At 56.7% G+C, this 13,340-nt stretch carries 15 protein-coding genes; 7 read left to right on the top strand and 8 right to left on the bottom strand.

The genetic code is table 11. The features are described 5' to 3' along the window. The first annotated feature begins 85 nt into the window (after positions 1-85). Complete coding sequence (locus tag ACYVJT_RS03220) at positions 86-1,432, top strand: DUF4232 domain-containing protein (RefSeq protein ID WP_343955700.1); 1,347 nt, start codon at positions 86-88, stop codon at positions 1,430-1,432. Positions 1,433-1,542: 110 nt separating this feature from the next. Here ACYVJT_RS03220 and ACYVJT_RS03215 read toward each other — a convergent pair whose 3' ends face one another. Together ACYVJT_RS03215 and glpX are read right to left on the bottom strand one after the other, a co-directional pair. After that, on the bottom strand, positions 1,543-1,884 hold the full coding sequence (locus ACYVJT_RS03215) for a DUF3784 domain-containing protein (protein WP_343955701.1): 342 nt from the start codon (positions 1,882-1,884) through the stop codon (positions 1,543-1,545). A 219-nt stretch (positions 1,885-2,103) separates the two neighbouring features. After that, a complete protein-coding gene (gene glpX / locus ACYVJT_RS03210; protein ID WP_343955568.1) occupies positions 2,104-3,108 on the bottom strand; it encodes a class II fructose-bisphosphatase in 1,005 nt (334 codons plus the stop codon). A 237-nt stretch (positions 3,109-3,345) separates the two neighbouring features. Between glpX and ACYVJT_RS03205 the strand changes: the two genes are divergently transcribed. The 3 genes from ACYVJT_RS03205 to ACYVJT_RS03195 all read left to right on the top strand — a co-directional run bounded on the left by ACYVJT_RS03205 (position 3,346) and on the right by ACYVJT_RS03195 (position 6,071). After that, positions 3,346-3,915 carry a DUF4245 family protein gene (locus tag ACYVJT_RS03205; RefSeq protein ID WP_343955570.1) on the top strand — a complete coding sequence of 190 codons (570 nt, stop codon included), beginning with the start codon at positions 3,346-3,348 and terminating at the stop codon, positions 3,913-3,915. 47 nt (positions 3,916-3,962) lie between these two features. Further along, positions 3,963-4,583 (top strand): carbonic anhydrase, encoded by a 621-nt coding sequence (locus ACYVJT_RS03200; protein WP_343955572.1) that lies wholly within the window; start codon positions 3,963-3,965, stop codon positions 4,581-4,583. Between the two features lie 66 nt (positions 4,584-4,649). After that, positions 4,650-6,071 carry a class II fumarate hydratase gene (locus tag ACYVJT_RS03195; protein WP_343955574.1) on the top strand — a complete coding sequence of 474 codons (1,422 nt, stop codon included), beginning with the start codon at positions 4,650-4,652 and terminating at the stop codon, positions 6,069-6,071. Between the two features lie 54 nt (positions 6,072-6,125). On the opposite strand, the gene ACYVJT_RS03190 is transcribed toward ACYVJT_RS03195, so the two are convergent. The 5 genes from ACYVJT_RS03190 to mca form a co-directional block, all read right to left on the bottom strand. After that, positions 6,126-7,259, bottom strand: a complete 1,134-nt coding sequence (locus tag ACYVJT_RS03190) for an FAD-dependent oxidoreductase (RefSeq protein WP_343955576.1) — start codon at positions 7,257-7,259, stop codon at positions 6,126-6,128. A 67-nt stretch (positions 7,260-7,326) separates the two neighbouring features. After that, positions 7,327-7,848 carry a prepilin peptidase gene (locus tag ACYVJT_RS03185; protein WP_343955578.1) on the bottom strand — a complete coding sequence of 174 codons (522 nt, stop codon included), beginning with the start codon at positions 7,846-7,848 and terminating at the stop codon, positions 7,327-7,329. Between the two features lie 68 nt (positions 7,849-7,916). Beyond that, complete coding sequence (locus ACYVJT_RS03180; RefSeq protein WP_343955702.1) at positions 7,917-8,690, bottom strand: isoprenyl transferase; 774 nt, start codon at positions 8,688-8,690, stop codon at positions 7,917-7,919. 36 nt (positions 8,691-8,726) lie between these two features. Beyond that, a complete protein-coding gene (locus tag ACYVJT_RS03175) occupies positions 8,727-9,098 on the bottom strand; it encodes a hypothetical protein (RefSeq protein ID WP_343955580.1) in 372 nt (123 codons plus the stop codon). Between the two features lie 7 nt (positions 9,099-9,105). Next, positions 9,106-10,065: a mycothiol conjugate amidase Mca gene (gene mca / locus ACYVJT_RS03170; protein ID WP_343955582.1), complete on the bottom strand. Its 960-nt coding sequence runs from the start codon at positions 10,063-10,065 to the stop codon at positions 9,106-9,108. Between the two features lie 90 nt (positions 10,066-10,155). Between mca and ACYVJT_RS03165 the strand changes: the two genes are divergently transcribed. The 3 genes from ACYVJT_RS03165 to ACYVJT_RS03155 all read left to right on the top strand — a co-directional run bounded on the left by ACYVJT_RS03165 (position 10,156) and on the right by ACYVJT_RS03155 (position 12,075). Beyond that, complete coding sequence (locus ACYVJT_RS03165; protein WP_343955703.1) at positions 10,156-10,644, top strand: DUF4307 domain-containing protein; 489 nt, start codon at positions 10,156-10,158, stop codon at positions 10,642-10,644. A 156-nt stretch (positions 10,645-10,800) separates the two neighbouring features. After that, the gene (greA, locus tag ACYVJT_RS03160) at positions 10,801-11,289 is read left to right on the top strand and encodes a transcription elongation factor GreA (protein WP_343955584.1); all 489 of its coding nucleotides are present in this window, start codon (positions 10,801-10,803) and stop codon (positions 11,287-11,289) included. A 120-nt stretch (positions 11,290-11,409) separates the two neighbouring features. Beyond that, the gene (locus ACYVJT_RS03155) at positions 11,410-12,075 is read left to right on the top strand and encodes a hypothetical protein (protein WP_343955586.1); all 666 of its coding nucleotides are present in this window, start codon (positions 11,410-11,412) and stop codon (positions 12,073-12,075) included. Here ACYVJT_RS03155 and ilvA read toward each other — a convergent pair. Then, positions 12,072-13,328, bottom strand: a complete 1,257-nt coding sequence (ilvA, locus tag ACYVJT_RS03150) for a threonine ammonia-lyase (RefSeq protein WP_343955588.1) — start codon at positions 13,326-13,328, stop codon at positions 12,072-12,074. The two genes, ACYVJT_RS03155 and ilvA, sit on opposite strands and share 4 nt — an antisense overlap. Positions 13,329-13,340: the final 12 nt, after the last annotated feature.

Genomic DNA, 13,340 nt, shown 5'->3' with positions numbered 1-13,340 from the left:
TCCTGGCTGTACAACCCAAATAGCATCTTGCTTTCACTGATATTTGGCGCATATCGCGCTCTGCTGTGAATAACTGGAGGTCTTGGTGCAGCAAGTTCGGCTCCTACGGCGACACATGTGGGGCATTGCTGGCACATTATTGATCATTGCAGCGTTCATAGTACTTTGCGCGGCAAGTGTGCATGTCAGAGGCCTTCCAGCCGAGCCCTGGGCCTGCGACGAGTTTGACTGCGCAGATCCGATCTACGACCTACGGGCGCCATATGTTCCCATCACCATTGGTGCACTACTGACAGGTACCGTCGGCATTATCCTGCTGATACTGGCCCGCCCGATCCGTTGGGCAAGCTTTGCTGGACGTCCACGTGGATGGTCGCGAGCCCTACTCAATACGATCCTATGTGTCGGCCTCGCCGCCGGTGTGCTGATCCCGTGGTGGGCATTATTGAGCGGGGTCATCAATTGGAGCGTGCCAACGGTGTCATTGGTCGTGGTCTTGGGGCTCACCACCGTGCACATCATGCTGTGGGCATGGCTTCGACGCCAGCATGGGCGGGACCGAGACTCGTGGGGCGCGGCCCTAGCAGTGCAGGCGATCGTCAGCGTAGCGACGGTGTCCATCTCTGCGCCGTTTCTTCCTCTGACGTATCTGCTGGCGCCGCCGATGCAATTGATCCTGCTGCTCGTGGGTGCAAGGATCGCAGCAAAGATGTTGCAAGGTGAAGGGGAAGAGCAGTATCTCGAGCGTGAGAAAGCAGCATCAAGCATTCAAATCGTTGCCGTTGCTGGGCTTGTCGTTGTTATTGGCATTGGCACCGTTTGGGCTTCGTTGCCTAGACCGGTCCCCGATGCCTTGCAGGCGCGTATCGATGCCGGCGACTGGCCCCTAAGAAAAGACGCAGAAGAGTCCAGGCCACAGCAACCTGCACCAAGCGAACCAGCCGCGAGAACACCAGCAACCCAACCCACTCAGGCAGCACCAGAGTGCAAGGCTTCTGCGCTGGATATGACGATTGAAGGATGGGACGCTGCCACAGGCGCCCGCGCAGCAACGCTCGTAGTGACTAATAGCCACGCATCCGATGCCTGTCAGCTCCAAGGACTACCTGGGTTTCGGATTATTCAGGCTGGAGACGACCTCGACGTCGAGATCAATGAGTATGATATTTCACCCAGCACTGAAGACCTATATTCAACGATCACCATCGGCACGCAAGAGTCGGCGGAATCAGTCCTCTACTGGCGCGGAGAACGAAGTGCCTATCATGACGATTCTGCCCAGCGAGCTGAGGTGTTGATCGACGATACATGGGTCCAAGCCGATTTCGAGTTTCAAGAAGGCAACACACCATCCGACTCGCCATTCGATGTGGTTGAGCACAGCGAGCTAGACATCAGCAAATGGTCTCCCAGTGACCGCCTAGTTCAGTAGGAATTGGCATAAAAAGGTGCCCGCATAGACGCTATTTTTGTATTCAGCGACGTGATCCTGCTTTCAAAGCACCAAGCGAAGTACCGCGGTACCTTTACGCGAACGCCCCGTCATGGGTGCGTTGTGGTCTTGTCTATTTTGAATCTATTTCCTGTGATGATATATATCACAGCAAACAGACTTATAGCTACAACCAAGATGGTGCTGGCAATCGCAAGCCCGGCAGAGCTCACGATCTGTCCTAGTAGTAGCAGCAATAGACTGCCCGATATAGCAAACAGAACTTTTCCCATGAATTTAGAAAGGGAGACTATATCGTATTTTGCTTTTTCTTCTGGGGACATCGTGTTATAACCTGCGATCAGAAAAGTGGCTTTTACGTTTATAAATAATGTCGCCAAGACAAGAAACAACGCGGTGATAATTATGGTTATAAGCACTTGCAACGTCACCAATTTAGTACTGAATATGCAATCCTTTTATCACCTGTATTCTACAAGCTTTCTCTTAGGAATAGAGGTCGATCAGAGCGGGACTAGCTCGGGTCTCCGAAGGTGCTCAGCACACGATGCCGATAGGGGTCGCCTTGGTGGCAAGGCTAGCTGGGAGAAAAAGAAGGCCGCAGCCACCAACGACAATACGTCAGTGACTGCGGTCCAAGCTCTTTGTGGTTAGTTATCTTTTTTCCATTTTGTCAGGCGATGTTCGGCTTCAATGAGCCGTACGGTACCGCTCTCGCCGCGCATCACAATCGACTGAGTCTCGATGCGGTTGGAGGAATACCGAGTACCGCGCAGCAAATCGCCATCGGTAATGCCGGTGGCTGCGAAGTAGCAATTCTGAGTCGCGACCAAGTCATCGGTGGTCAAAATAGCGTCCAGATCGTGTCCGGCATCAATTGCTTTTTGACGTTCTTCATCGTCAACCGGAGCTAGACGACCCTGAATCATGCCGCCGGTTGCCTTGATTGCACACGCGGTGATGATGCCCTCGGGCGTGCCACCGGTACCCAACAGAATGTCGACGTCGGTGTTGTGACGAGCAGCGGCAATACCGCCGGCCACATCGCCGTCCATAATGAACTTCACACGCGCACCCGCTTCCCGAATTTCACGCACCAGGCCTTTGTGCCGTGGACGATCCAGCACACACACGTTGAGCTGGGAGATTTTTTTATTCAGGGCCTTCGACAACAACTGCAAGTTTTGCTTGACGGGTAGGCGCAGATCCACCATGTCGGCGGCTTCTGGTCCGACGACCATCTTTTCCATGTAAAACACGCTCGAGGCGTCATACATCGAACCACGTTCAGCAACTGCCATAACCGACAGGGCGTTGTTATACCCCATGGCCGTTAGGCTCGTGCCGTCGATGGGATCCACTGCAACATCGACCTTCGGACCCAGGCCGTCTCCGACACGCTCGCCGTTGTACAGCATGGGGGCTTCGTCCTTTTCGCCCTCACCGATCACTACGGTGCCGTCCATGTGCACGGTGTGGAGGAAACCACGCATAGCGTCCACGGCTGCACCGTCTGCGATTTTCTTTTCGCCTAAGCCCACCCACTCGGAGGCACCGATCGCGGCAGCTTCGGTTACGCGGACCAGTTCCATTGCCAGGTTTCGGTCTTGCGTACCGGCACCTTCAAATTGCTGTGCCGAAGACTTGTTCGTCATGTAGCTACTCCAAAGAAAACAGACTGTGCAGAGGAAAAATTACTTCACCATTCTAGCCGAATGTGGTCGAGCGTTGGATTGGTGGCACAATAGGGTCGTAGAATAAGAAAATTCTGGTGTTGTTGCAAAGGAAAGACCATCACTACCAATTATGACGAGGCCGACGCCACACCGGCCGAGACTCATCAGGATGACGCACTCCCCAAGCCCAAACTGACCAAATCGCAGGGCAACCGGATGAGTCAAACTGCCAAGGCCATGACCTATTCGGTCCTGGCTTCCATTGCGATCGTATTCGCCTGGATGGCCATCAACCCGCAACCGGAGATGGAATACGAGTCTGGCGTGGATGCCCCGGTGGTCGCTGAAGAGGTTTCCACCGTGGCCGCGTTCACGCCCGCGACAGTCAATGCACCGGAGAGTTGGCGCACGAACTTTGCCCGGTGGAATTCTGGCTCATCCGATGAGGTACCCGCGTGGAATGTTGGGTATCTGACCGAGGAAGATGAATTCTTTGGTATTTCCCAGAGCGCACACGCCACCACAGGCTGGATCGATGACAAGATTAGCCCGGTCGGTGAACCCACAGAAACCACCGTAGCCAATCATGAGGTGACACGCTGGGTTGGCGATGACGACCACATTTATTTGGTCGCTGAATTCGACCATGATCCCGATGCCCTGGAGACCGTCGAACAGGCAGAGGCCCCGGAACCTTCCGAATCCATGACGCTGATCTTGTCGGGTTCGATGGAAGAACAAACTCTGCACCAGCTCGCGGCGGAAGTCATCAATCAATACCGCTAACCACCACCGATCAAGCGCCGCTTCAGGTGCGATAGCAAGGAGCCCACATGCCCTCAACACTGACGCCCCAGCAAGCATGGGGGCTACTCGAAGCCGGCAACGAGCGGTTCACGCAAGGCACGGTGAACCATCCGCATCAGGATGCTGACCGCCGGACCGCTCTGGAGAATTCTCAGAGCCCGCACGCGGTGATCTTTGGTTGTGCTGATTCCCGCTTGGCCGCCGAGATTATTTTCGATGTGGGATTGGGCGACGTCTTTGTTATCCGCACCGCGGGCCAGGTCATGGACGACGCTGTCCTGGGCTCGCTACAGTTCGCGGTCGAAGAAATCAATGTACCCCTGATCATTATTTTGGGGCACGATAATTGTGGCGCGGTGACCGCCGCGGTGGACGCCATGGAAACCGCCGTGATGCCCCGGAGTTTTATGCGTTCACTGGTCGAACGCATTTTGCCATCGGTCATGGCAGCCAAGTCCAAGGGCGTGAGCGATGTCAACGGCACCGTGAAAGAACATACGAACCAAACCGTACACCGGGTCGTGGAGACTTCCAGCGCCGTCGCAGAAGCCGTCGCAGAAGGCAAGACTGCCGTCATGGCGGTCACGTATTCACTGTCCGATGGTTCGGTCCATATTGGCGATACGTTGGGTCCCGTGCGGGCCTAACCGAGCACCGTTACCGCAGCAAAAAATACACATCAATCAGGGTAGTTCCCAACTAGGATGAGGGTTATGACAGCGAAGTCTAATGATCAACAATTCCGTATCGAACACGACACCATGGGCGAAGTCCAGGTGCCAATCAACGCGTTGTATTCCGCACAAACCCAGCGTGCCGTCGAAAACTTTCCGATTTCTGGACAGGGCCTTGAACCGGCTCACATCCAGGCTTTGGGCATGGTGAAAAAAGCGTGTGCGGTGGCAAATAATGAACTCGGCGTGATCACCGACGATCAGGCCCAAGCCATCCAGTCTGCCGCCGATCAGCTCATCGCTGGCGAGCACGCCGACCAGTTCCCCATCGATGTCTTCCAGACCGGTTCGGGCACGTCGTCGAATATGAACACTAACGAAGTGCTTGCAAGCTTGGCGAACCAGGCGTTGCAGGCCGCAGGCTCGGAAGCTACCGTCCACCCGAATGACCATGTCAACGCGTCACAATCATCCAACGATGTGTTCCCGACCTCGGTTCACGTGGCCGCGACCAATGCCCTGATCAACGATCTGCAGCCAGCCCTCGTGCATCTGGCCGAGGCACTCGAGCGCAAAGAAAAGGCGTTTGAGACCGTCGTCAAATCTGGCCGCACCCACCTCATGGATGCCACCCCGGTCACCATGGGTCAAGAACTCGGTGGCTATGCTGCACAGGTGCGCTATGCCATTGAACGTATCGAGTCCGCGCTGCCGCGCGTCGCCGAAGTCCCACTGGGCGGTACTGCCGTTGGAACCGGCATCAACACACCACGGGGTTTCTCCGAACGTGTCATTGAGGTTTTGGCGGAAGAGTCTGGCTTGCCGATCACCGAAGCTCGCAACCATTTTGAGGCACAGGCCAACCGTGATGGCCTCGTCGAAGCGTCGGGCCAGTTGCGCAACATCGCGTATTCCCTGCTGAAGATCAACAACGACCTGCGCTGGATGGGTTCTGGACCGAACACCGGCCTGGGCGAGCTCGCGATCCCGGATCTGCAGCCGGGTTCCTCGATCATGCCGGGCAAGGTCAACCCCGTCATCGTCGAAGCAGTGTCGCAGGTGTGTGCACAGGTCATCGGGAATGACACCACGATTTCGTTGTCATCGACCAACGGTGCATTCGAGCTCAACGTCGGCATCCCCGTCATGGCTTCGAACCTGTTGGAATCCATCCGCCTCCTGGCCAACTCGTCGCGTGTCATGGCAGATAAGATGATCGATGGTCTAGAGGCCAACGTTGAGCGCGCTGCGTTCCTTGCCGGTGCGTCCCCATCGATCGTGACCCCGCTGAACAAGATCATCGGCTATGAAGCGGCCGCTGAGATCGCTAAATACGCTGTCACGGAAAAGGTAACCGTCCGCGAAGCGACCGTTGCCTTGGGCTATGTCGAGCGTGGTGACGTCACCGAGGCCCAACTCGATAAGGCACTCGACCCCATGTCGATGACCCGTCCAAGCTAACCCAAACACTGCTGTTCGTTGTCCTCGCACTGTGTCAGTGCGAGGACAACGTGTTTAACCGGCTGGTTCATCCCAGAAATGCATACCAGCCGAGGCCACCCCAGCGAGCCGACCTGGCACAACACGCATGCCGAGATCGCGTAGGCCGCCTGTGACCGGCCCAGATGCTTGAGCGACCTTGGCCATCAGACGCGACTGTCGCCACAGGCTGGCCGTGCGCCTACTCCGGATCCGGCTATAGCTTGCCAGCGCGTCGTCGACCCCGTCAGCTTGGGCGCCACGCAACAGCAGTGTGATCGTGGCTGCGTCTTCGATCCCCTGGCCCGCACCCTGGCCGAGATTGGGCGTCATAGCGTGCGCGGCATCGCCCATCAACACAGTCCTGCCACGTGCCAACGCCGTCAGAGGTTTCGCGAGGTCGTAGATGTCGTGTCGAATGACATCGTGTGGCGATGTGGCCTCGAGAATTTGTGGGATCGGTGCGTGCCACGTGCCAAACGTTGTGCGCACTGCCGCGTGTTCATCACCAAACTCGGTGCCGGCGGGAGTGTTGAGCGTACTAAACCAATAGAGTCTGTTCTCGGGTAACGGCACGATGCCAAAGATGCGCCCTCTGCCCCAGGTTTCCCCAACTGCACCGTCGAGCTCGACCTGCACGTTCGTGACACCACGCCAGGCCGTATAGCCGGCATACGACAGTCCAGGATCAAGGCCGAGCGCTGCTCGATTTCGGCTGCGGCGTCCATCTGCAGCGATGACCACGTCGAATCGCTGCGTTGTTCTTGCCACCGTCACGTTTCCGCTACCGTCTGCTGCCACAATGGCTGACGCACCGGTGTGCAAGGTGCCGGGCTGGAGTTGTTCGACCAGCGCCTGATGTAAGGTCACGCGATGGATGCTCCGTAGGCTCGCGACAGCGCGTGGTGGCAGGGTGAACAGCCAACGACCAGAAGGATGGCGTTGCCCAGCTCGCATCCCGGCGATCGCATCACTGGATAGCTCACGGACGAGGCCGCCGAGTCCGACGGCGTCGAGCGCTGCCAGGCCGTTACCGAATAACGTCAACCCGGCACCATCAGCACTTGGGTCGCGCCGTTGTTCAAAGACCACCACGTCGTGACCGTCCCGCTGAAAACCGTAGGCTGCGACCAAGCCCGCGATACCCGCACCAATCACGGCAATACGCACTGAGCCTCCCCACTGTCCCAGATTTTTTGACCCTGGCTTCCTCGAGTCTAATCGTCGCGGCGTGAGCTCACATGAGCAGGGTGATGCCACAGCCAATGATCATGGCTGGACCAAAAGCGATGCGGGTAGATTTCTTGGCTCCCCGGAAGACCACGAGATATACGGCTTGGAGTCCTCCAACGACGAACGCGAGTACGAAGCCTGCGATGAGCGCTTCAAACCCGAGAAATCCGGTGTACAGGCCCAGCCCGGCTGCCAGCTTGACGTCGCCCATCCCCAGCCCCGCGCGAGTGAGCAGATGGAGGATAAACATCACGGCGAGATAGGCACCGGAACCGATCAGTGTCATACCCCAGCGGTCTGCCAGGACCGATGCGCTATCGGATGTCAGCGTACTGGCGATCAGCAGCGCAGCACCGCCAACAAACAACAGGGCATTGAGCGTATTTGGCAGGCGGTGTTCGCGAACATCAACCACGAACAGGGTGGTGGCGCAGACGCCAAACCAGACCAGGGCGGCGACTAGCAGTGTCATGGCCACCGGTGCCGGTGTGGTGGACGTGAGCTGTTCGGTTATCAGATGGATCACGTGTGACACATTAGCCAATGCAATGCGTGATCGGGTAGATATCGACGCCGGTTGTGGACAACCGGTGGTTAGGCTCCGTAACGGCGGTTGCGTGAGGCGTAGTCGCGTAGCGCACGGATGAAGTCGACGCGTCGAAATGCCGGCCAGAGGGCTTCACAGAAATAGAACTCTGAGTAGGCGGACTGCCACATCAGAAAGCCAGAGAGGCGCTGTTCGCCGGAGGTTCTGATGACCAGATCGGGGTCGGGTTGGCCGCGTGTGTAGAGCCGGTCTGAGATGGCATCGACGTCGAGCGTTTCGATGGCTTGATCCAGGGTGTAGCCGGCTTCGGATGCATCGGTGAGAAACGATTTCGCGGCATCGACAATTTCTTCGCGACCGCCGTAGCCGATGGCCACATTGACATGTAGGCCCGTGTTGTCTTTGGTGGCTTCAGCCGTTTCGTTGAGCAGCTCAGACAGTGCGGCGGGGAGGATTCGCTGATCCCCGACCGGATGGACTTTGAGTTGTGTGCCATCATCGAGCCCAGCTGCCAGTTTTCGCAGGGTGTCTGCGATAATGCGAATCAGCGGTTCCAGTTCGGCTTTATCGCGGTTAAGATTTTCGGTCGACAGCATATACAAAGTGACCACCGGGATGTGAAATTCAGCGACCCAGTGGAGGAATTCGTGGATCTTCTCGGCACCGACCTGATGGCCATGCGCTGTGCTAGCACCTGTTTGTTTCGCCCAGCGACGGTTCCCGTCTAACACCACACCGATGTGACCTGGCAATTGGGCGGTATTGAGACTATGCGCTAACCGACGCTCATAGAACCGGTAGACGACATCTGGGACCCGCAGTGCGCCGAGTGGAGAAGTGGCCATGCGTGTGGTGCCCTACTCGCTGCGACCGGAGTCGGGTTCTTTGGCTTCCAACGTGGGCATATCCAGGTAGCCGGGGTATTTCCTACGCAACACATCGGTCTGACTGTTGGAGAGGTCATCCAGCTCGTTGCGTTCTCGATCTTCTGGACGAAGATCCGGCTGGTTGCGCTCTACCAACATGTCTTCAGCGGTTGTGGAACGCAGTTTGACGCGACGGATCTGACGAATCATGATGCGAAACACCACGATTGCCGCAAGGACGAATGCAAAGGTGGCAAGAAACCCCAGAATACCGGGAGTGACGTCCTCATCCCGAAGCCCTTCACGCAGGGACGGGTCTTGAACTCCGGTAATCACGGCGTTGGATAAAATCGTGTACAGCATGGTGGCCTTAGTCTAACGGGGCATCTCGCAACCCGGCGAACAAATCATCCTCGGGCAAGCTACTTTCTACCTTCGAGTCAATCAGAACGTAGTCTTCCCAAGGCCAATTGTTCCGTAAGATCTCATTTGGCGTAAAGAAGAACCCACCGTGGGTATCGACTTGCGAGCGATGTGCACGCAACGCTGCGTCACGGTATTCCAAAAATGCAGCCGAGGTGATCTGGGTTGTGACTTCGTGATGGGTCAGACGCCACGCATCTGGGTCCTCTTCGCCTGCAGCCACTCGGTCATACCAGTCCAGCCGATCCGCATAGGGCGATTCTTCACCCTTTTCCAACAGCGCATTGTGAATGGCGCGGAACTTTTCGGGGTTAAACGCGCGGTCGTAGTACAGCTTCGAGATCTCCCACGGTTCACCGGTGCCGAGGTATGCCTCGGGATCGCCCGATTTCTCATAAGCTTCCATCGAGATTTCGTGGGTGCGCAGATGATCTGGGTGTGGATACCCGCCGATCTCGTCGTAGGTCACCAAGACGTGCGGCTTGAACTCACGGATTAACTGGACCAACGGGGCAGTTGCGTCCTCAAGAGGAATCGCACCAAAAGCACCCGGGGCCAAGACGTCGAGTGGATCGCCCGATGGAAACCCAGAGTCGCGGAAGCCCAACCACCTGTGTTCGATGTTCAAAATGTGTGCAGCATCCGCCATCTCGTGGAAGCGGACCGCAGTGATGTCGCGTTCAACGCGGATGGGTTCGCCAAAGTGTGGGTTATTGAGATCCCCCATAGCACCATCGGTGGCGGTGGCCACCATGACCCGTGCGCCAGCGTGCACGTAAGCGGCCATCATTGCAGCCCCTTTGGACGCTTCATCGTCCGGATGCGCATGGACAGCCAGTAACCGCAATCCGATGGAATCAGGCAGACCTGAATCAGTAACCGCTGGCAGGTGTGGGGTGGACGACATGACGTGGACTCCTCGTGTTTTCTAACGTATACCGCTGACGGCTTACACAATTCTGACCGCTGGTACGCCTGTATTAGGCTATTGCCCGTGATGGTTTCGAATTCGAATCAGGCAGCAGCCCCTGGCGATAATAGTGTAGCGACCCGATATGGTGGCATCAAAAAGTCTCGCCTGTCGAAAAAGTCGGGACGACTCATTGCCGTGATCGCGCTGATCGCTGCTATTGGCGTGACATTTTGGTTCGCGTTCGCAGGAAACACCAGCCTGTTGGCGTCCAAAAGTGTTGGCTACCAAATCCATGACGAATCCTCGGCCTGGGTGGAATTCGAAGTCACGAAGGAACCCGAAGCGACTGTGGCATGTGCGGTGCGTGTACTTGCTGACAACGCCGCTGTCGCCGGGTACCGTACCGTCGTAATCGGCCCCGAAGAAGACACTGATCAGGCTGGTAAAGACCTCACAAAATACTACAGCGCCGATGTTCGAACCGACCAATTAGGGTCCTCTGGCGAAGTCGACACCTGTTGGTACGCGGAGGATGGAGAAACCCCTAATCTCACGAATTTCCGTGACTATTAGTCTCTAGGAGCGTTTCGTAGTCCTTGAAGCCTTGCGCACGTTATTGCGTTCGGTGATATGATTACCAGCGGTATATTCCAGAACTGTCGCCCCGTCTGCACATATTTGGTGCCGCGGGGCTTTTCGTTTGACGAATGAGAAAATAAGGAGGTCGGCATGGCCGCAACAAATGACAGCCCTTGGCTGACGCAAGAAGCTTATGACCGGTTGAAAAACGAACTCGACGAGATCTCTGGGCCTTACCGCCAGGAAATTGTCGATCGTATCGAAGCGGCGCGTGATGAAGGCGACCTGCGCGAAAATGCCGGCTACCACGCTGCCCGTGAAGAGCAGTCGAAAAACGAAGGCCGCATTCAGGAACTCAAGGCCCTGCTAGAAAATGCCGAAGTTGGCGAAGCTGCCGCAGATGACGGTATCGTCAAGCCAGGTATGCTCATCGAATGCAAACTTGCCGGCAATGAGATGAAATTCGTCTTGGGATCGCGTGAAATTGCAGCCGATTCTGGCATCGAAGTCTACTCTGTTGCCTCCCCGCTTGGCTCCGCAATCGAAGGCCACGAGGCCGGCGAGACTGTGACCTACCAAGCTCCGAACGGTAAAGACATTGAGGTCGAACTGACTTCCGTCACCCCGTACGACGGCTAATGTATGTGCAGCCGACCCGCGGCATCGCACACCAGATCATCTCGACTAAGGGTGGTTTTCCCAACCGGGCAAAACCACCCTTAGCGGTTTAAAAGCGTCATTTGGTGTTAGCCTGGTGTTGTGTTGAACATCGAAAAATTTCTGCTGCTAACCGTCCCGCACCGCACACGACTCACCGGTGTCGAATCGCTGTTCGTCAAAGCACGAACCGCTTTGACCCTGCTGGAGTTTGAGCGGTCATCAACCCTGTATTTCGCACCAGCTGATGCGTTGAAGGCTTGGGATTTCACCAACCCACTCATCCGGGTGGAACAAGCCAATACGCCGGTTGCTGTTGGCCTCAATGATGCCTATAAGAAACTCAACAAGTTCCACAATAAAAGCGTCTCGGCCGCCCTGGGCAATAAGAAATTGGATCCCGCGAAGGGCTTGCTTGAGGAATTCGCTCGCCAGGGCATCCTGCAAGGCGACACGAAAGAGTATAAACTCGTCGCAACCGACACGCGTGACGACATCCTGGATGACCTCGGCATGGCCCTGCGTGGACAACGCTCCGTGTCCAAACAGGACCGCATCCTGTTAGAAGTGATAGAAGCTATCAACGCCACCAAACTGCTGCTGGGCTCTCAGCAACCAGACTGGTCGATGAGCCAGTTCAGTGAACACGTCCACCAGAACCCGTCGGGCCACCCGGTCATCGCACAACTGATCGAGGAGACCTCATCGATGACCGGCCTGATGGAACAGTCCAAACTGGCGGCTTTAATGCCCCAGAGTGCAGCCTAGAACTGCACCATCGGGTCGTAGTCGGCTTCGCGGAGGGCTTCGAGCACCAGCTCGGAGTGGTCGCGGCCGCGGATCTCCATGTCGATGGTGATGTGGACACCACCCATGGTTAATCCCGCGCCGACACGCGAGTGATCCACACGGGTCACGTTCGCGTCGTTTTCTGCGATAATCCGGGAAATATTCTTCAGCTCACCTGGACGATCACGCAGCGCAATTTTGACGGTCAAGAACCGGCCAGCAGAGCTCAACCCAACTTGAATGACCTTTTGCATGAGCATGGGGTCAATATTTCCGCCCGAGAGCACCGCGACGATGGATTCGGATTCGATGCCGAGTTCTTTCAACTTGCCGGTCATCAGTGCTGCTACCGGTGCAGCGCCGGCGGGTTCAACCACCATCTTCGAGCGTTCCAGCAGAAACACGATGGCCGCAGCAATCTCGTCATCGGTGACCGTGACGACCTCATCGCACAGTTCCTGAATCACATCGAAGGGGACTTCGCCCGGACGACCCACCGCAATACCATCGGCGATCGTGGCAACATTGTCTAACGACACCGGTTTGCCAGCAACCAACGACGGTGGGTAGGCAGCTGCTTTTTCGGCTTGCACACCGATGACGTTGATGTGGCGCCCCTGCCGGCGTGCTTCTTCCTTGAGCGCGATAGCGGTTCCGGCCAGCAGGCCTCCCCCACCGATGCTCATGATGACGGTGTCGACATCGGGCTGCTGCTCTAAGATCTCGATACCAACGGTGCCCTGACCGGCTACCACGTGAGCGTTGTCGAACGGGTGAATAAACGTCGCCCCGGTTTCTTCGGCGTAGCGCGCCGCCAACTCGAGTGCCTCATCCACGTTATTGCCGGCCAACACGACAGTCGCCCCGTGGTCACGGGTGGCCTGTACCTTCGGCAAGGCGGCTCCTAAGGCCATATAGATCCGAGCTTCAATGCCGAGCTTCGATGCGGCCAGGGCGACGCCCTGGGCGTGGTTGCCTGCCGATGCGGCAACGACACCTTTGGCTTTTTCTTCATCAGTCAGTGACGCCATGTGCACGTAGGCGCCACGGACTTTGAAGGAGCCCGCACGCTGCAGGTTTTCGCACTTGAGGTGAACCGTTGAACCGGTAATTCGACCGAGCGCACGCGAGTGGTCCATGGGGGTTTCTCGAATGACGTCTTTGAGAGTTTCACGAGCTGACTCGATATCTTCGTATCGGACCTTCGGGGAACCGGTTTCGCTAGATTGCAACTATTTCTCCTG

Source organism: Yaniella soli, from assembly GCF_054782375.1.
The sequence above is the reverse complement of the archived record's forward strand: the minus strand, read 5'-3'. Positions and strand labels throughout refer to the sequence as shown.

Excerpts from the sequence above, each read along its gene's own strand:
- mca (WP_343955582.1), bottom strand. The coding sequence starts at position 10,065 with ATGTCGTCCACCCCACACCTGCCAGCGGTTACTGATTCAGGTCTGCCT.
- greA (WP_343955584.1), top strand. The coding sequence starts at position 10,801 with ATGGCCGCAACAAATGACAGCCCTTGGCTGACGCAAGAAGCTTATGAC.
- ACYVJT_RS03205 (WP_343955570.1), top strand. The coding sequence starts at position 3,346 with ATGAGTCAAACTGCCAAGGCCATGACCTATTCGGTCCTGGCTTCCATT.
- ACYVJT_RS03165 (WP_343955703.1), top strand. The coding sequence starts at position 10,156 with ATGGTTTCGAATTCGAATCAGGCAGCAGCCCCTGGCGATAATAGTGTA.
- ACYVJT_RS03195 (WP_343955574.1), top strand. The coding sequence starts at position 4,650 with ATGACAGCGAAGTCTAATGATCAACAATTCCGTATCGAACACGACACC.
- ACYVJT_RS03200 (WP_343955572.1), top strand. The coding sequence starts at position 3,963 with ATGCCCTCAACACTGACGCCCCAGCAAGCATGGGGGCTACTCGAAGCC.
- ACYVJT_RS03175 (WP_343955580.1), bottom strand. The coding sequence starts at position 9,098 with ATGCTGTACACGATTTTATCCAACGCCGTGATTACCGGAGTTCAAGAC.
- glpX (WP_343955568.1), bottom strand. The coding sequence starts at position 3,108 with ATGACGAACAAGTCTTCGGCACAGCAATTTGAAGGTGCCGGTACGCAA.